At 38.2% G+C, this 21,112-nt stretch carries 5 protein-coding genes; 2 read left to right on the forward strand and 3 right to left on the reverse strand.

Translation table 11 applies throughout. The annotated features are described in order from the left end of the window. Positions 1–46: 46 nt before the first annotated feature. Entirely contained in the window at positions 47–16,768 is a 16,722-nt protein-coding gene (locus J3U50_RS06625) for a DUF5776 domain-containing protein (RefSeq protein ID WP_301945885.1), read from the reverse strand. A gap of 405 nt (positions 16,769–17,173) precedes the next feature. On the opposite strand from J3U50_RS06625, the gene J3U50_RS06630 reads away from it, so the two are divergent. Both J3U50_RS06630 and J3U50_RS06635 read left to right on the forward strand, forming a co-directional pair. Further along, positions 17,174–17,956 (forward strand): tyrosine-protein phosphatase, encoded by a 783-nt coding sequence (locus J3U50_RS06630; protein WP_054607869.1) that lies wholly within the window; start codon positions 17,174–17,176, stop codon positions 17,954–17,956. A gap of 20 nt (positions 17,957–17,976) precedes the next feature. Then, the gene (locus tag J3U50_RS06635) at positions 17,977–18,915 is read left to right on the forward strand and encodes an alpha/beta hydrolase (RefSeq protein WP_301945886.1); all 939 of its coding nucleotides are present in this window, start codon (positions 17,977–17,979) and stop codon (positions 18,913–18,915) included. 112 nt (positions 18,916–19,027) lie between these two features. Here J3U50_RS06635 and J3U50_RS06640 read toward each other — a convergent pair whose 3' ends face one another. Next, positions 19,028–19,576, reverse strand: a complete 549-nt coding sequence (locus J3U50_RS06640) for a hypothetical protein (RefSeq protein WP_301945887.1) — start codon at positions 19,574–19,576, stop codon at positions 19,028–19,030. An 82-nt stretch (positions 19,577–19,658) separates the two neighbouring features. After that, complete coding sequence (gene purB, locus J3U50_RS06645) at positions 19,659–20,954, reverse strand: adenylosuccinate lyase (RefSeq protein WP_053791439.1); 1,296 nt, start codon at positions 20,952–20,954, stop codon at positions 19,659–19,661. Positions 20,955–21,112 lie beyond the last annotated feature (158 nt).

The following is a 21,112-nucleotide window of genomic DNA, read 5'->3' on the forward strand; positions in this document are numbered from 1 at the left end:
ATCAAATGATCGGTGTCTTTTTTTGATTCTATTTAGTTAAATCAACTTATTTAGTTTCTTTAACAAAAGTTTTATTACTTGTAATGTATTGGTGAGAATTAATGTATAGACGTGTGATGCCATAGTACTTAATTACCTTGCGGATCTTAATGACACTATTACGTTTATAATGCTTTATTCTGTTACCAACATTGAACTTCTTACTGTCGTGTAACCACACCCCAGTAGGTCGAATTACCTTGTAATAACGTCTATTGTTCTTCCTTGAGTAGTAAGCACTTCTCATTGAAGAAGGAGTAGCTGTCAAGATACGGCCACCAGATACTCTGTAACGAGGAATACCATTCTTGTAGAATGCAATTCCTTTAACCTTGAATACATGTGCTGCATATCTTGGTCTCTTAGCATAGAAGATAACTCTATTACCCTTGGTAAATCTTACTGATCTATGAGTGTAAACAGACTTAATATTGTAAACATACTTAGGTAGACGACGTTTAATTTCCTTCTTATAAGCCTTTTCATAAGACTTGACGAAATCAACGTTTTGGTTTTTCAACTTAGGAATATGGTAGTGCTTGCTACCACGTGCTCTACCAGCTCGAGTCCCATCAGACATTTGTTGCTTTCTTTCAACTTGGAATCCTTGTTTAAAAGCATATTCTGCAATTGTACCCATCTTCGCATAGTTGATACGTTTAGCTTTTCTGTTCTTAACATTGTTCTTTTCTGCCAACACCCCTGCTTTATAAGCATCGAATGCTTTAACGTAAGCAGCAGGTTGTTGTCTTCTTTGTTCATTAGTAAGCTTCTTAATCTTCTTAGCGTCTTTAATTGCAATCTTAACAATCTTCGCTAATTCAATTCCTTGGTTAAAGTAGAACTTCTTTTTATCCTTTTGGCTAACCTTTTCATTATCAATACCAGCCTTAAATCCAACAATAATGTCTTTATAGTTATCGTCGTACTTAACTTTTTCTGGCTTGGTAGTAGGAGTTTCCTTTACACCATTAGTAAATGATTCAACTACCTTATCAGATTTAGCCACAGTATTAGTGTTAATTATTGTTGGCTTAGGTTCTGAATTTGAACCAGTTTGAGCAGAAGTGTTATTGTTTTCTGATTTATTAGGTTTGCCAGAATGATTATCATTCGATGTTCCACTATTTGAAGTATTAATGTTTGAAGTGCTGCCAGTCGAAGTACTTCCGTTTGAAGTATTACTATTAGAAGTACCAGTGTGTGCAGTACTACCGTTGGAAGTGTTACCAGTATTACCGTTGGAGCTATTATTACCTGATGGTTTATCTTTTCCATTATCAGGAACGACAATCACAGGGGCATTTTTCACTCCTAAAGCATATCCTTGATCATATGCAGATGAGTAAATAGCATCAGCAGAATTAATATCTTTGGCTAGCTTGTTGTACCCACGAAGGTAACCACTGTTATAAGCATTGTACACATCGTTGTAAACATTCTTATCTAGCTTATCAGATCCTTGAACAGTACCCTTATTAACGGAGTTAATCTTGGCATCACTTAATGCTGTAGTAGCACTGTTGTATCCCATATCGTAGGCGGATTTATCAACAGGGTTCAAAGTAGCATCTTGTTTTGCCTTGTTGTTAACACCATCAAGTGCACCAATTTGAACATGGCTTTGCCATTCAGCGTATGCACGTTGATATGCCTTGTCGTAAACAACGGATACATTATCTGTACTCATTGGACGTCCTAATTGGGCATCAATGAATCCAGCTTGCGCACCTCTAAATGAAGTATCTTCATCAGAATTAGTCATGTGAGTATTGTCATCATTACCGAAAGCTTGTTGTGCTAATTGGTAACCCTTCAATGCTTCGCCTGACTTATTAAAGCCAAGCATAAATGACTTGTCATTTTGTTGTTGAGGTGTTAGTTGATCAACAGTAACACCTGACATACCAGCATCATAACCACTAGAAGCATCAGCATAACCAGCTTGATAATCAACATTGCTGTCCTTTGGATAACTGTTGGTATCAAATGCAACAGCACCATTGGCGTTGTTGTAACCAGCCATGAATAAAGTATTACTCTTTTGTGCTTCAGTTAAATCGGTTGAACTTGGTAGTTTACCAGATTTAGCAGCATCGTATACTGCATCGGATCCATCCTTAGAATTGTTATATCCAAATGTGTAAGCTTGATCCAAGATATTTTGACTTTGCGCCTTATCATTTTGACTACCATTTAGGTATTGTTGACTACCATTGTTAGCCTTAGCAATGATTTGTGCATAAATATCATTGTATGCATCAGCATAAGCGGCTGGTTGTTGTGATACATCACTTCTTCTTCCTTGCTTGAAGTCATTCAATGCATCTAATACCGCTTTGTATGCACGGTCATGTGGACTATTTGAATTATAGTTATCAGTTGGCTTATTGATTGCATCTTGAATTCCTTGTTGGATTTCATCAGCCATATCGAAACCACTCATAAATGCAGGGTTGTTCAATTGTGCTTGGGTCAATTGGTCACGAGTAACACCTTTCTTGCGTTGTTCGTAACCAGTTTGTGCTTGTGCATAACCAGAATCGTAATTTTCTTGATTATTGATTTGAATATTTGTACTAGTGATTGTTGCTGAGCCTTCAGCAAGTCCATTAACAAAGTCTTGGGCACCCTTACCGATATTGTATCCTGTCATGTAAGTAGCGCTAGCTTTATTATCATCGCTTAGATCGGCAACTGACTTAGCAGCAAATCCATCTTGATAACCAGATTGAGTATTTACGTAACCTTGGTTATATGCACGGTCATCAGCATCAGCACCATTTGAATGTTCATTTGACAATCCGTTAATGAAGCGTTGACTTCCGGCATTCATTTCTGCAATTGATTGATCATATGCAGTCTTGTATGCGCGTTGGTAAGCTGCAGATTGTTGACTAACATCTGCAGGTGTCTTTTCAGAGCTGACCTGTTTGAATGCTTGGACAGCGGCATCGTAGGTATTAACTGCATCATCAGAACCAGTGTATTGGTCAGTATGGCTTTGTGTTGGATCGTTGTAGGCCGTCTTGTATGCATCCTTAAATGCTTGACCCATTTCGTATCCTTGAATGTATCCATAGTTAGAACTAGCTTCGGTATTACCCTTCAAACCATCGGAATAACCATTTTGGGTATCTTCATAACCTAATTTTTGGAAACTATCATCTGATACCTTGTTACCATTTGCAACATAGTTGCTATAACCAGTGATGTAATCATTATTATCCTTAGCATATTCATCATTATAAACATCTTGATATACCAATGGTTCATTTGACACATCACTTGGTTGATTATTAGTCATAACCGCATCATGTCTAGCTTTAACAGTAGCGTTGTAACCAGCCATGTATTGTGCGTTGCTAGTATCTTGTGGTGCTTTACCAGAATTAGCATCATCACGGCCGCTCTTAGCATTGGTTGCAGCACTATATCCTGCTGAGTAGGATGCTGATGGATGTGAAACTTGCGCCTTACCATCGATTGCATCCTTGTAACCATCACGAGTTTGGTTATAACCAAAGTTGTAACTTGATTTTTCCATTTCATTTGAATCGCTTGGTTGATTAGTACCAGCTGAGGTCAAGAAGTCGTTTTGACCATTCAATAGGTTTTGATGAGCGATACCATATGCAACGTTATATGAAGCACTATATGGCAATGAGTGACTTGAGTCAGTGTCTTGAGAACTACCACCTGACAAGGCAGATTGATATCCAGCAACGGCACCATTGTATGATTCATTAATATCATTCTTGGTGTTTTCATCGTCATTAGTGGTATCGGCTGTGTTCTTTGTAACATCTGCTTTAGCAGCCTTGAATCCAGCACTCAACTTCAAACCAACGTTGTATGCGGGAGTATATCCAGCATATGGAAGCTTTTCAGGTGAGTTAGAAATACCATTCATGAAACCTTTGGTTGCGTCAGCAATCCCTTGGTCAGTCGCAATGTTATTAGGCAACGATGAAGTATTCTTGTTTAGATATTGCTTAATCGCATTGAAGTAGTCACCTGAAACGTTGTTTTCATGACTAATGTCGACATTACTGTTTCCAGAGTTAGCATTATTAACGCTGTCCTTAATATCGTCAAAGTTACCATACATCTTAGCAAAGTAGGTGTTGTATACATCTTGGTATGCCTTTGGTCTACCTGATACATCACTCTTCACGCCATTTCTAGCATCAGTTAACGCGTCATTGACAGCATTAACACCGTATTGTGAGTATTGGTCACTATCGATATTAGATTGCTTAGTGTATGTGCCATTGGCAGCATTAAGGGCATTAACGTGTGCCGTATATCCAGCCATAAAGACAGTATCTGCTTTTTGTTGAGCAGTTAATGATGATTGTGGAACGATATTTCCATTACTATCGACTGCAGCAGCATATCCAGATTCTGCGTCTTTATATCCTTGGCTTTCAACACTATCATCTAGTGAACTATCATCCTTAGGTTTGCCATTCAAGAACTCGTTAGCACCCTTACCTAAGTTGTAACCTTGTACATAAGCTTTATTATTGATCATTGTTTGATCAAAGTTACCAGCCAATCCTGCTTCATAGCCATCCTTAGTAGTGTCATAAGCAGCCTTTTGTAATTTATCTAGACTATTACCACTACCAGTAGTTATTGAATGAGCATTTGGAAGTGATTGGGCAAATGAGTTCAATCCATCTTCAACCGCTTGTTGAGCTTGTTGAATCATTGCATTGTAACCATTTTGCATTGAGACAGACATACCTTTTTGAAGTCCTGGATTATTGATGTTAAATCCATCGGTTAATGCTTTCACTGCACCGTTAAATCCATCGGTTGCATAAGATGATGAATCACCGCTGGTGTTGTTGGTCTTATCAGCTAAAGCAGCAAGGTATCCCTTGTATGCTGATTGACCAGCTTTATATGATTCGGTGTAGCCGACATTGTTAGTTTCTTGAGTTTGCGATTGACCGTTACTACTAAATCCAGCTTGGAAACCATCAATTGCGTCTTGATATCCTTGGGCGTGGAAATCTGTTCCGGAATTATTGCTTCCTGATAGGTAAGCATTCTTACCAGATTCGTATTGATCGAAGAATTCCTTACCTTTAACATCGAAGATTGATTGATAAATTGGTGTATGTGCAGTGTTATCAACATTTGAATAATGCATGAATTGTTGACGAGCAGCTTGGGTTGCTTGGTAAGCATTCCCATAATCAGCATCGGTTGATTGCTTTTCTCCATCCTTGATGGAACCATCTTCAATCCCGTTCTTGTATTGGGTGTAGACATTGAATCCCTTCATAAATGCAGCTTGTCCAGCTTTAGCGGCAGGAATTTGACTAGCATCATTACCAGCAGCGGCGAAATTAAATCCGTCTTTAGCTTCTTGATAACCAGTAGTTTGATCTGCATTACTACTATCGTATGACTTTGCATATACAAACGCACTTGCACCTGTTCCGGCATTGTATCCACGAGTGTAAATATCAGCTGTGTAATCACTAGGTGTATGTGGTGAATTACTTGATGCGCTGGTGTAGCCATTATTAAATCCATCGTTAGTAATTGCAAAACCGCGCGCAGTTGCTTGATCTACGAGGTTATTAGAATCAGTGGTTCCCTTACCATTTCCATCGAAATATTGTTGTGAACCCTTAGCGATTGCATCCTTGTATTCGTTATATGCAAGGTTGTATGCGTTTTGGTATGAAATAGTCTTGTCAGCATTTGATTTTGGATTGTTCAATGCCTTGGCATCATCAAAACCAGCTTTAGCGGCATCAAATGTTTCCCTTGGACTAAATGCACCTTCGCTTTGATCGTTACCAGTGTATTCTTGGTTACCATCTTGAGCACTTTGGAAACTATCAGAGATTGCAGTTCCCTTATTGTAACCAGCTAAGTAACCAGTTGAGTTACCGTTTTGAATGTGTGGAATCTTCATTCCATCTGTGTAACCATCAGAAGTTTCTTTGTATCCACGGTTAAAGGCAACATCATCAGCATTATTAGTATCGTTAGAATGATTATTCAAGACACCAGTTAAGAATAGTTGTTTACCTTGTTCATATTGTTGACCAGATTCAACATTGGCAATTGTGTATGCCTTTTTGTATGCACCAGACTTGTTTGCATCAAGAACATGTTGTGTTGCAGTATCTTGCCCATCAGCAAATCCTCTAACAGCACCGTCGAATGCTGACTTAGCTTGATCAGTGGTTGCATTATTGTCTGTTGTTGCAGTCGCATGACTTCTAGTGTATTCAAGTGAACGAGCTACATCCAATCCTAATTGATAACCATTATCATAAGCTTGACTAGGTTGACTAATCTTACCAGCGTTATCGTTAGATGAATCATTTGGATGATCCTTTACATAGTTCAAAGCATCTTTGTAACCTGCTTTAGCATCCAAGTAACCCTTATCAATAGCTGCTTGTTCTAGAAGAACTGATGATGTTGGTTTGTTGGTGTTATTAGCATCACCATTGCCGTCTAAATCATCACTACCATCATAGTTAGTAAATGCATCAATTCCTGATTGCATCTCATTTCTAGCTGTTTGGTAAGCCTTGTCATAGGCATCGTTATATGCCTTTTGACTAGCTTCATTAGCAGCTCTTGATGTTGTGTTACGTGGTTTATCACTAATTGCATCCTTGTAACCGTCTTGTGCACCGTCAAACGCGGATACACCATTAGTATCTGCTGTGTATTTGTTGTTTGAGTTAGCGTCAGTGGATGTATTTTGAGATGCATTGTAGGCAATTGCGGAGGCTTTACCAAGATTGAAACCATCGATGTAACCAACGCTCTTATTGCTTAGATCGACGTCACCAGTAGCAGCAAGTCCAGCAGCGTATCCATCACTTTCATCACTGTATCCAGTCGCTGCGTCTGAATCATTGGCAGAATTATCAGCGGCCTTGAACTTGTTCATACCCTTTTGATAATCCGATACTACACTTTCATAGATGAATTTGTAGACTTCACTCTTGTTTGAGAAATCATTAATAACGGAATTGTTAGCCAATGCCGCTCTAGCATCTTTTGCAGCATCATATGCCACTTGGGCAGTTGAATCAGTTGGTCTAGCGTTACCGCTAGAAGCTGCCAATCCGTTTAATGCTTGAGTCTTAGCGTTATATCCAGCTTGGAATGCCTTTGACTTAGCAGATAAATCTGTTTGACTAAGGGTTTGATCAGCATTAAATCCACCTGAAGCATCTGTTGCTCCCTTAGCTTGCGCTTGGTCAAAGATACCTTGTGGGTTTGCGTTAATAGTGTAATTAGCGTTTGATAAGAATGAATCTGCTCCACTTTGGACCTTATTAGCAACGTCGGTTGCTGCTTGGTTGTATGCGGCAACGTATGTTGGGTCATCCTTGTGTTTTGGTTCACTGGCTACATCATGTGCCTTGTAGTCATTAAATGCATCAACGGCCCCGTTATAGGCAGCACCTTCTCTTAGAGTCTCTGCATAGCTGACTTCATCACCATTATCTGTGGCTGCATATTTATTCTTTTCGTCACTATTATTAGCATTATCTATTGCTGCTTGATATCCCTTAAGTGCACCAATGTATGATTGGTAACCGGCAGTGTAGGCTTTGTTAGTCTTCACAATATCAGGTAAACCATTAAATTGATTATTTAATTCATCTATCTTTTGATTAATTGATAAGGAACTATCCAATGAAGCAAAATATTGTTGAGCTTGATGGTAACCATCATTAGCCTTGTTATACCCACTAGTTTGCATATCAAGTTGGTTAGGAGAACTTACACCTTGAGCAAATAACTTAGCTCCACTCATGTATGATGCTTGGTTACTGTCAAAGGCCAATTTGTAAGCTTCTTTGTAAACATTATCATGTGGATTATTAGGGTCCGAATCTGTCACAGTATCAGTATTGCTACCATTTTTGATGGCATTTTGAGCATCCAAAGTAGCTTGGTAAGCTTCTTGGTATGCTGTTTCAATCACCTTAGGACTATTAATTCCTTTAGGACCATCAGCAGTCGCATCTGTTACCGCTTGTAGGACATGACGAGCTTCATTGAAACCATTTTGGTAATATTGGCTCTTAGTTGTATCTAGTGTTGCTTTTGAATCCAATCCTAGAGCAAATCCAGTTTGAGCATCTTGATATCCACCATCGAAACCTTGTTGTTCAACAGTGGTGAATGTCTTATCTAGTTTATGTTGGTTGAATAGATAATTATTCATACCATTTAACGCAGCATCTTGAATGGATGACATCGCTGCATTATATGCAGCTGCTGCGTATTTAGCTGAAATAGCAGGATCTTGATTAGATCTAGTGGAATTACTCTTAAAGTCTGCTAAAGCAAGCTTAACTGCTGCTTCAACGTTATTAGAATTATCGTCATTTGATCCATCGCTATTCTTGTAATTTTGAGTTTGTGTTGGATTATTCATTGTATCAGCATAGGCCTGCTTAATTGTTTGAGCAGCATCATAACCAGCTGAATATTGAGGGTTATCACCATTAATTTTATTCAAGCCATTTAATGCATCAACAAAACCAGATCTGGTATTACTTGCCCCTTGAATGGCGAATCCATCGTTATCTAACGGAGTTGATTGCAATACACTATTTTGACCGTTAGTGTATTCATCTTGTGAGTATTGGTATACCAATTTGTAAGCATTGTTGTATAGCAATCCTTTGTTTGTTAAGTCTGTATGAGACTTAGTCAACAGATCAGATTGAGCTTGTAACATTGCTGTAGCAGCTGTTTGATAGTTAACGTCACTACTACTTTGAGGAACCAGTGTTCCACTAGTCTTCAAGTCTTTAAATGCATTAATCAAACCATTGGCTTGGTTAAATCCTAAATTATTACCATCATTATTACTTGCTGGTAATTGAATTTGAGTTGATGATGACGCACTCGTTTTGATTACTCTTTGAATTAGGGAAGCCAATGTAGTGTTAACTGCTGATGTGTTAGAAGTATTGTTGTTATTTCCAGAGTTATTGCTTCCTGAATTGTTGTTTACAGATGTTAGCGTTTGAGTATATGCGTTCTTAGCATCCATAAAACCTTGGTAATAGAAATCATATCCGTTAACCAGATTCTGTGTAGCCGTTGCATTGACATCTGTTCCATTCAAGTATGCATTAACCCCGTTTACATATGCTGTTTCAGCATTAGTGTAAGCATTTGTATATGCAGTAATTAATTGTAATCCAGAAGTATTGTTTTTGGCCGGATTAGCATTAGCTAAATTCATTGCTGGGGAACCTAAGAAATCGGATCTAGCTTGATTAGCAGCATTATCTATTTGCGTTTTAAGAGAACTGTTTTGGTATGAGCTAAAGCCATATCTTTCAGATAATGTAGGTGAATTTAAGCTACCCCCGTTAACGGCTTCGTTGAAACCATTAACAGCCTGGTTGTATCCAGTATTGTAGGCAATTTGCACTGATGCTCCATCATTTAGGTTATTAAAGAAATTACTTTGAGTGGTATTTTGTTTATTATTTGTAAAATCTGAAGTTCCTCGAGCAGCATAGTACCCAGTTAGATATGATGGTGAATAAGATTTACTTGTATCTGTTAGTATCTTGCTGGTTCCATCGGTAAATCCTTGTTGTGTGTCACTGTAATAATTATGAAGATTACTATTTGCATCACTATATGCACCATCGGTGTTAACGACTTTAGATTTTGCTGTATTTTCATCAAGTCCATTCAAAGAACCCATAGAAACAATCGCAGCATTATACCCCATCATAAAGGATGGATTGTTCTTTTGATCGTTACTTGGGGTTGCACCAGTTAGGCCAAATTGGTATCCATTCTTTGCAGATGTAAAACCATCGTTTTCAGCTTGAATTGGATATCCATTTGAACTACTTGAAGCAACAGATTTACCACTAAGATACTCATTAGCACCTTGTTCATGCAATCTTTGTCCTTCAGCATAAGCTTTTTGGAATGCAATGTTGTATGACAATGATTGGGTACTATCAATTTTATATGGTGCATTTGACCAACTTGCAGTATAACCCGCACCTGCACCTTTAAAGGCATCAACACCGATTTGGTCGGTCAATGTTGAATTAGATGTTGTAGTTTTTGCTAAGTTATACCCGTTAACGTACCCTTTGGATGAGCTTGTTGACTTGAATTGTCCATACGCGAAGGTGTAAGCAACATTGTTAGAAGTCTTACTATTACCATTCACCGCATCTGAAACACCTAGTTTAGCGTCGTTAAATCCTTGAACGAATAAAGTATCACTGCTATTAGTAGTAGCGTTCACATCATATCCATTTAAATAAGCATCTCTACCACTTTGATAGGAAGTAGCTAGCTGTTGATTTAATACAGGATATAAAGTTTGGTACATAGCATCAGCAGAACTATCATTTACATTTTTACCATTTGGAACATCCACTTTAGCTTGAATATATGCATTATATCCATCTACAAATGCTTTATCAGGGGTTGGATTACCAACATTTATCTTATCTGTGGAGTTAGATTTCTTAGCGGCATTAATCCCTGCTAATGCATCCTGATAAGCGTTATATCCGGTATCATAAGCAGAACCTAGTGTTGTGTTAGTTGGTTCATTTTTAACGGCACCGTTAACAGCATCTTGAAAACCTTTCAATGCGATACTATAACCAGCGTTCAAGGCGGTCTTATCTGCTTGCTTACCTGCGTTTGTTCCTTGTCCATTATATGAACCATTACCGTTAGCTTCTCCATTTACAAATGAATTAGCCCCCGTAGTCAAATTGTTCTTCCATAATTGATATGCCTTAGCATAAGATTTTTGGTAAGAAAGTGGGTATGAAGAATCAGCTGTACTTGGTTGAGTGGCATCTTGAGCTGCTCTAATTCCAGCTACAGCACCCAAGTAAGATTGGGCTTGATCATAATTAGCATCGTTTGGTCTGACAGAATTGTTATCTGATTCCTTAGTTTGATCACTAATAGCATTATTGTAACCTTGAATAACTTGAGTAATAACATTGTTGTAACCTAATTTATATGCGGCACTATGGCTAGAATCATCAGAAGCAATTTGAGCATTAGCGTTTGGATCATTAATTGCGTCATTGTAACCTTGAGATGCTTGGTTATAACCAATTGAAGCTGCATCATTAGGATTCAAATCACTTAGTGTATTTCCATATAGGTATGAATATGCACTTCTAGCTGCTTCGTAACCATCTTGATATCCAGGAGCAGTATTTGAATTTGTTGGTAAATTTAATGATTGTGGATAATTATGATACCAGAAACTATAGTCACTAATGAATTTAGTAAATCCGGCCTTTGCATTATCATATCCATTGCTGTATTGACTATCAGTAGATTGTTTTGCAAGGCCCTGCAAGTAATCCTTTGCGCCTTGTTCAGATTGTGCCTGTGCTTGCGCTAGTGCCTTTTGGTAGGCTTGCTTGTAAGCTAAGTTAGAATCCCATTCCTGTGACTTATTATTGAATCCGTCCTTAGCACCCTTATACGATTCATATACTTGATAATCAGAAGAGTTGGAATCTAGATTTTTTGAAGCATCTTCATAACTCTTGTCAGAGTAATTGTTTGCCGCACCCGCGTCTGCTGCTTTCTTATATCCAGCTGCAATTGCTTGGGCAGCATTAAATCCAGCCATAAATCCTTTATTGTTTCTTTGAGCAGGAGTTAATTGGCTTTCGTCACTGATTGATAAACCAGTTTGATAACCATATTTAGTATCTTGGAATGCCTGGATAGAAATTGGATCTTTAGCGGTTGGATTATCTTTTCCAGCCAAAAATTCTTGACTGGCTGTGCTGTAAGTAGCACTATCATCTTTTATTTCATCATTATATGCATCTACGTATTCGCGACTCTTACCAGTTAAATCAGTAGAGGGCGTATTTAATGATGCGTCAGCATACGCTGCACGAACACCGTTATAACCTTCCATGTAATCAGGGTTGGTTGAGTCCGCCGGACGATTATAGTTATTACTTAGTTGGTTCTTAGCGTCACTGGCACCACGTTTAGCATCCAATAGAGCGTTAAACGCTTGTTGATATGCGCTAGATGGACTATTTGAAGTAATTTTGCTAATTCCGTCTATTTTACTGCCATTTTTACTAAATCTGTCATTAAAATCGTTATAGGCTTTTTGCGCATCTGAATAAGCCTGTGTATATCCATAGGCCTTGTTACTTGTATCTTGACTATTTTTCAAGAAGTCAGATACACCCTTATTGTATTGTGATTGAATCTTGTTAAAGGCGTTATTGTAAACAACTTGATAAATCGCGGATTGGTTAGCGGAACTGTTAGCTCGACCATTCTTAATGTCGTCATATGCTTGTTTGTATGCATTGTAAGCCGTCTTGTAAGCTGATGAATCGTTAACGTCATCATTGCCTAGTTGGCCAAAATTGCCACTTTCTAAATCAGCCTCAGCTTTAGCAATTGCTTGATTTGCATTTGCAGCTGCTGCTAATCCATCTTTGTATGCATTAGTTTGATTATCTGACGATGTGGTATTACCGCTGGTAACTCCACTGGTAAATGCTGATAAAGCATCTTGGTAACCCTTTTCATAACCGGCTTGGTTACTACTTTGGTTAGCATTATCTGCATTACCATTTAATAAGTCAGTAACCCCTGACTTAATAGATTGTCCCAAAATATATCCTGGTAGATTTTGGTTATTATGGTTAGTTACGCCATTATATCCATCCAATGCATCTTGGTAACCTTGACTAGCAACTTGAGTTGCTACTGGTGAGTTTTCATTAGTGTTATTAGCACCATTGTTCAAGAATGCATTAGAACCATCATTATAATTTTTAGTTAAGTTTTGTAGCGCTTGGTTATATGCATCAGTGTAGATTTGACCTTGACCTGACGCTGTATGTGAACCTGTCAATACTTGGTTCTTTGCATCATTAAAAGCACTTACACCTACCGCGTAAGCTGGGTCATTTTGTTCACGATTTGTATCTACAGTATTACTGTATGCAGCGTTTTGACCGTCAGTAAAGTTTTGACGTGCGTTAAATCCTTGTAAATATGACACACTTTGTGATAGTGGGGACACAACTCCGTTACCCTTATCATTGTATCCTTGAAGGGCATTGTAGTATGCATTGTTGTAGTTGTTGTTGTATTGAGTGGTTGCATTAGGGTTAGTTGTTTGAGCATTCCCGTTAATGAAGTCATTAATCCCTTTTTGAGTTCCGGCAGCATCAGCTCTGGCTTGGTTGTAACCTTGAATGTATGCAGCTGGATCATTAACAACGTTATCGCTACTTTGATTGGTAGTGTTTGATGCAGTGTCCTTAGGCATTGACGCTGGGTTAGTTGTTGGATCAGGCGCACCATTGTTAAAGGCATCGTAACCTGCTACAACACTGCTATATCCACTAGTATAGTTAGGATTAATCTTGTATTGGTTAATGTTTTGTTGATTATTATTACCGTTAGAAACGTCGGTTAAGGCGTCACCAACCCCATTGTTAATGTCATTGTAGTTACCAGAAGTAATTACTTGTTGACCAACATCAATCAAGTTCCCATTCTTGTCCAAATCGTAACGATGTTGAGATGATACATACTGACCAGTTTGCACTTGAGCAGTGGTATCAATACCGTCAACACCATAACGAAGTAAGATTCCAACATATGGATTCTTAGTTGGATCATAGTCCCTTGGCATTTGAACGGTGTACTTCATGATTTCATAGTTGTAATTACTTGGAACGTCCATCGTTTGGCTATATACATTCGTATCCTTGCTGGTAGTTTGATTTCTAATGTTTCCAGGAAGATATGTTAATCCAGTGTATGAATTATTAGTTCCGTATCCGGCTTGGATATAGATTGGTTCGTTGTCGTTTTCTTTATGACCACCGACTTGGGCATAACCAGTAAGTGAATAAGTTCCATCTTGGTTCTTCACAGGAGTCATAGGTCCGACGAAATAAACCGCTGGAACGGTAGCAATTTGAAGGTAATTTGGAGTACCTTGTGTGAAACTACCAGGGTTTGCGGATGCATCAACATAACTATTCTTGTTGTTATTTAAATGGAAACTGTAAAGAATTTGGCTTGGGTATCGAGTTGTACTTAGGTTACCTGCACCAGAACGGTTACCGTAAGTAACTAATGAGGTGTACGCATCAATTCTGTTGTTGGACAATGTACTTTGGGCATTAGAGTTACCTGTTAAATCCAAAGTAATGTTGTTTTGACCAGGGTTAGTGATGCTAAGCGGACCGGCAATCAAGTTAACTTGTCCTGAACCATCAGCACTAACGCTCAAGTTACCAAGGTTATTGACGTTAATTTGACCGTTGTTGTTATACAAAATACCGTAACTTCCAGTAGATGTGTTACCAAGGTTTTGTGATTGAACCTTTACCAAACCACCATTAGAAATGTTAACTTGACCTGTTTGGTCAACATACATAGCAGCATTGTAAAAGTAACTAGGCGCATTAGTTTCGATATCTAAAGTCCCACCATTAACGTTAACATTTCCGTAAGTATAGATACCATTAGCAAAAGTGCCACTACCATTCCACTTATCAGGAATGACTTGTAGGGTTGCCCCTTTATTAATGTTTAAGTTGGCACCATTGGTAACCACGATTCCGTAATTAGATCCATTACGAGCGTAGTAACCACCGTTCCCACGAGGAACCAATGTCATTTGCGATCCATCATTCATAGTCAAACTACCAGATAGCTTGATTACGTTATTACCATAATCAGGTGCAACTGTTCCGAAATAGTGAGTACCTGGGTACAATAGAAGGTTTTGGATTTCCATGTTTTCTTGGTTACCGTTTCCTTCTGTTGGATGGACCCCAGTGTTCAATGATGTTTGGTAACTTGAAACGTTAATTTCATTGATATTTCCCATGAAACGAATATCGTTACCCCCGGCCGGGAAGTCAGAAAGCATTTGAGCTCCGACGTAGTTAACGTTGTTGTAAACAACGGTACCAGGTTGGTTAATCTTCAAGAATCCATAGTAGTTGTATGAATATGCTGCTTGAAAGTTTTGAATAATCAATATAGGATTAACTCCAGAATCAGCATAGAATTGGTCCAAACATCCGTGGAAGTCAGCTTGGTGATTTTGACCATCAACGACTAACTTTTTTAGATGATACATTGTTGGCCAGTATTCAGTATATGGTGCACCTTGGAAGTCAATATCGTTAACTAACTTAACGTTTGTTGCATTAACAGTCTTTCCCCAAGCATCGTTATATGCAGAATAACCGGACCATTTACCGTTAACAATGTCACTTAGTTTCCAGGTAGGATAGTAATTTCCGGCCAATGCACGTTGGAATTGCCATGAATTATGAACAAACGCAGTTTTATTATTGTTGATTTCTTGAGCAACACTGTCGTATCCAGCACGATAGTAGCTAGTTCCGCCAATATAATTTAGGTTGTTGGAATTTGTTTCAAGACTTAATACGTATCCCCAATTAGTTCCATCTCCACCACCATTAATGGTGTCATAGACTGGATCCCATTGGTCATTCATCGCTTGTTGGGCACCCAAATAAGCCTGATCATACGCATTGGTTGAATCAGCACTTGGTGTGTAATTATCGTCAGGGAAGCTTAATTGATGGTTAGCATCGTAAACTAGCCCTTGATTCTTACTAATTCCAGTCCACTTACCAGCCTTGGCATCTTTAATTCCTTGTTGGGTTAAGAAATAGTTAACACCGTATTGGTAAGTAAGGTACAAAGCGGAATTTGGTGTATAAGTATTAAATGAAGTAATTGAACTATCATTTTGGCTAGGAATTGTAATCTGACCGTTTTGGTTTAGCTTAACTGTTGTATTGTTTTTACCGTTAAACTTAGCTAACAATTGTTGTTCATAGGCAATAGCCGAGTTGTAAGCATCGTTAGGTTTTTGACTAGAACTTACATTTTGTTGGTAAGAAGTATAATCCTGGGTACCAGTTCCTTGATCATGTGTCAACAAGTTATAAGCCGCTAGTGCTCTCATTGCACCGTTATAAGCAGCATTGTAGTAGTTTTGTTCATTTACATCAGAGATAGTAGAAACTTGGTTTCCGTTTCCAGCAAACGCATCTGAACCAGCGCGATCAATTACCGCCTTGTAAGCTGCAGCTTGGCTTGATGCGTTAGTGTAATCAGAGCTATAACTTGAAGTTGGTTGACTTGATGATGCCGAACTACTTCCTGAAGATTGTGTTGAACTGGACGATTGTGCTGAGCTTGATGATTGAGCTGAATTTGCTGATGATTGGGCAGCTGCTTGGCTAGCTGCAATACTTGATGCAGCTTGTGAATTATACGCACTGTTCACACCTAATCCATTGTTAAATCCAGATTGTGCGTCAGAATCGATTGCTTTGTTAGCAGCGACGTTAGAATCGACACTCAAACTTACGGCACTTTGGTTAGCGTATGATGCGTTAACATCAGAACTGACACTGGTAGCACTAGATGCTACTTGTTGGTAGCTAGATCCACCACTTGAAGCTGAATTAGTTTGAGTAACCGCCTTCAAAGCATCCGAATTCGTATCAGCGTGTGCCACATGACTAAATGTCATTGTGTAGGCAAGACCACCCACTGTAGCAAAAGTTGACAATGACATTACAACCCATTGTTTCTTGACTTTCTTCATTACTTTCTTATCTTTTATTTTATTGAATTTTTTCTTGTTGTATTGCATATTAACGTCCCTTTCAAATTCAATCTAATTTTTTAAAACAGTTATTTATGACATTATTAAAAATCTATATTTTTGCGCTTGCGTTTATTAAAAAGTGCGCAGTTACGGTAATTTTATATAATTATTATATTATCATCTTCTTAAAGAATTTTAAAACGATTTGAAGGATTATTTAATATTTATTTAAAAAATGATACACAATGTTCATTAATCACCTAAAAAAACAACATTTTGATTCACAGAAGGCAAAAAATTGAAATTATTATTTTTAATTTTCTTATAATCCAAATTTATATTTTTATGACAAAAATATATCAATAATATTATTTCTTCTAGCTTTCATTATTGGCTAATTTCTTTTACAATATAATAAATAATATTTGCGTTATATGGGAGGTATGAATTTTGTCACAACAACGATTATTAGACATTAAAAACGGCTATAACTTCCGCGAACTTGGTGGATACCAAACAGAAGATGGCCGTTTTGTAAAATGGAACAAAGTCCTGCGCTCAGGTGACCTTTCTGAACTATCTGATTCAGATTTAGCCTTTTTAGAAGACTATGGCATTAATTTCGATGTCGACTTAAGATCTGACACTGAAAGAACAAAAGCACCTGATAAGAAATCAAGCAAGATTAAGCTTATCGCTAATCCCGTCTTTAATAGCGGTCATGACAAGACTGAACAGCAATACGCTGAACAGTACATGGACGATGCTACACGTGGTAAACAAAATATGATTAATTCATACCAATCAATGGTCACTAGCCCATCCGCCCAAAATGCTTTTAAGAATCTTTTCAAGACCTTACTAGCTAACACTGACGACGGTGCCGTACTGTTCCATTGCGCGCAAGGAAAGGACCGTACTGGTCTATCAGCTGCTTTCTTCTTATTCGCTTTAGGCGTTGATGAAGATACAATCAAAAAAGATTACCTATTATCAAAAGAAGCAATGAAACCATTCATCCAAGTTAAAATTGATCAATACAGCAAGTACGGTATGACTAACGAGCTTCGTCAAAACCTACACGACTTATACACTGTTGATGAATCATACTTCGATGCTGCGATGGCTACCATTAAAGAGAAATATGGTAATATCAATAACTTCCTGCACGAATTTATTGGTTTATCTGACGCAGATATTGCTAAATTAAAGGATATTTACCTTACAGACTAAATAACATTGGAGTGATTTTTATGGGATTTAAAAAAGCTGCTGCTGCTTTAGGTGTAATGTCTACTGCAGTTGGGGCAGGAGCTTTTATGTTCAGTTACTACCTATTCAAACTAGGTATGAACAGAAAGGACGACGAACCTGTCCCACAAACTAGCCAATTACGTTTTGCATACGCATATTACCGTTATGTCGATTGGTTCCACGCTATCCCAAAGGAAGAATGGGTGTTAAACGAAGTCGACACAGGCGAAAAAATGATTGCTTCATATGTTCCTGCCAAGGAAGAAACAAAGAAAACAATCATCATGGCCCATGGTGTTGGATGTAATCGTGAGACAATGGCAAACTTTATTAAGATGTACCACGAATTAGGTTTTAATGTCCTAGCTCCAGATGATCGTGCCCACGGTGATAGTGATGGTAAGTACGTCAGCTATGGCTGGAAGGATCGTATCGACTACCTTCGTTGGATTAAGCTAGTTCTTGAAAAAGTCGGTGACGATGCCGAAATCCTAATGTTTGGTATCAGTATGGGAGCCGGAATTGTCACAATGCTAAGTGGTGAAGACTTACCAAAACAAGTAAAAGCAATCATCGCTGATTGTGGATACACCAATGTTGGTGACGAATTCAACTACTTACTAAAAGACATGTTCCACTTGCCTCCTTACCCAATCGAACCATTGGTTAGCGCGATTAACTGGTACAAGGTTGGATACCGTTTGCACAACGCCTCATGTACCGAAGCATTGAAGAAAAACAGCTTACCTACCCTATTCATTCACGGGGATAGCGACATCTACGTGCCAACTTACATGTCTTATGAAAACTACGCCGCATCAAACGGTCCAAAACAACTATGGATTGTGCCAGGTGCAGGTCATGAAGAAAGCTTCTGGGTCAACCCAGTCGCATACAAGAAGCGCGTCAAAGACTTCTTGCACACATACTTTGACTAAACAAAAAAAGACTCAGCATTTCGCTGAGCTTTTTTTGTTAATTATTCGAATCATCTTGAGCTTATTTATTCCAAATCGATTATATAAAAAAGCCAGCCAACCTGGCTGACTCTTACTTAAATGTTAATGTCATTAGCATTGACGCGTTAATAATCATGTAGATAACAATTGAAATCACTAGTGGTTTCCAATCATATGCTAGACTGACTTTCACTCGGTTAAACCAACGCTTCAAGTAATTTCCTTCATCCGCATCAATGATTGAATCAATGATGTTAAAACTAATTTTAGCGTTGATGTATGCCATGTATAGGATGGTCAAAGTACCAATCAATAGTACCAATCCACCTAAAATATCACCAACTGGGAGTGTGTAGTAAGCAAGTGCTAATTCTTGTCCAGCTAGTAATAATGTAATAATTGTTGGCAAGGCCACAATGCGACGTGATGGTAGCAAAGTACATACGAGGTAGAACAATACCAAGATCACTGCGTAAATCAATGAGCTTAATAGCGTTGACCAGTGTACTAAGAAGAATGTCACTTTAACATTGCCCCAGTGAGCAAAGTGCGCCTTACTGAAACTGTAGTAAACAGCGCATAAGAAGAATAGAACTGAGAAAGTCCAACCTTCTTTTGTCATTTCAAATTTTTTATTCATTATATATCACCTATGTTTCATTCTAACTGATTTTAAAAAATTACACAAAAAAAGAGCTGGCGGATTGCCAACTCTTTTTGTTTTACATTAAACCACAGCGTTTGAAAATTTCATCGACGTGGCGGATGTGATAGTGATAATCAAAGGCATCATCAATGTCTTCTTTTGAAAGTTTTTCGTTAATTGTTTCACTGGCTTCAACCAATGGCTTGAATTGTTTATTTTCATCCCAAGCAATTGCAGTAAGTGGTTGAACTGTGTCGTAAGCAGCTTCTCTAGTCATCCCTGCTTCAACTAACTTCAACATTACACGTTGTGAGTAGATTAGACCATTAGTAATGTTTAGGTTACTTAGCATTCTTTCTTCGAATACATCTAGATCGCGAACAATATTGTTGAAACGGTGCAACATGTAGTCGATTAAGATAGTAGAATCTGGCAAGATAACACGTTCTGCCGATGAGTGGGAAATGTCTCGTTCATGCCATAATGCAACATTTTCCATTGCAGTAACAACATGTCCCCTCATTACACGAGCTAATCCACAGATGTTTTCTGAACCAATTGGGTTTCTCTTGTGTGGCATTGCTGATGAACCCTTTTGACCCTTAGCAAAGTGTTCTTCGACTTCATGAATTTCTGAACGTTGTAGTCCACGAACTTCGGTAGCAAATTCTTCTAAACTAGTAGCAATCACGCCAAGACATGCAATGTAGTTAGCATGTAAATCACGTGGTAGCACTTGGCTGGCTACTGATTGGGCACGGATACCTAACTTTTGACATACGTATTGTTCAACGTATGGATCAACGTTAGCGAAAGTACCAACGGCACCCGAAATCTTACCTGCTTCAACATCCTTTGATGCCATGTTGAAACGTTCCAAGTTACGTTTCATTTCTTCATACCAACGAAGTAACTTCAAACCAAAGGTAGTTGGTTCAGCTTGCACACCGTGAGTTCTTCCCATGATAACAGTATCTTTGTACTTAAGGGCCTTGTTACCGATAGTTTCGATAATTTCTTCGATATCTTTACGAATAATGTTGTTAGCTTGTTTCAAACGGTAACCTTGGGCAGTATCAACGATATCTGTACTGGTCATACCGAAGTGAATCCATTTACTTTCATCACCTAAGTATCTTGAAACATCACGAGTAAATGCTACGACATCATGATGGGTAGTCTTTTCAATTTCTTCAATTTCTTTTTCATCAAAGGTAGCGTTCTTTTGAATCTTAGCTAAATCTTCAGCAGGAATTTCTCCTAACTTAGCCCAAGCTTCGTCAACAGCAACCTCCACAGCTAGCCATGAGGCGTATTGATTATATTTAGACCATACATTTCCCATTTCTGGTCTGGTATAACGATCAATCATCACAATCCATCCTTTCGAATATCTTGCTTTAATATTAACATATAAAATTCGCTTTTTCACTATTATCTTAAAATTAATTATACTTATTGTTCGTTTTTTATTTATTTTCCGAACATTATTTTCTCATTTATACAAATAGTTCTTGATTAATTTTTCCA

Source organism: Lactobacillus sp. B3795 (genome assembly GCF_026535805.1).
GTDB classification, from domain to species: domain Bacteria; phylum Bacillota; class Bacilli; order Lactobacillales; family Lactobacillaceae; genus Apilactobacillus; species Apilactobacillus kunkeei_C.

Coding starts and splice junctions, on each gene's coding strand:
- J3U50_RS06625 (WP_301945885.1), bottom strand. CDS start 16,768: ATGCAATACAACAAGAAAAAATTCAATAAAATAAAAGATAAGAAAGTA.
- J3U50_RS06635 (WP_301945886.1), top strand. CDS start 17,977: ATGGGATTTAAAAAAGCTGCTGCTGCTTTAGGTGTAATGTCTACTGCA.
- J3U50_RS06640 (WP_301945887.1), bottom strand. CDS start 19,576: ATGAATAAAAAATTTGAAATGACAAAAGAAGGTTGGACTTTCTCAGTT.
- purB (WP_053791439.1), bottom strand. CDS start 20,954: ATGATTGATCGTTATACCAGACCAGAAATGGGAAATGTATGGTCTAAA.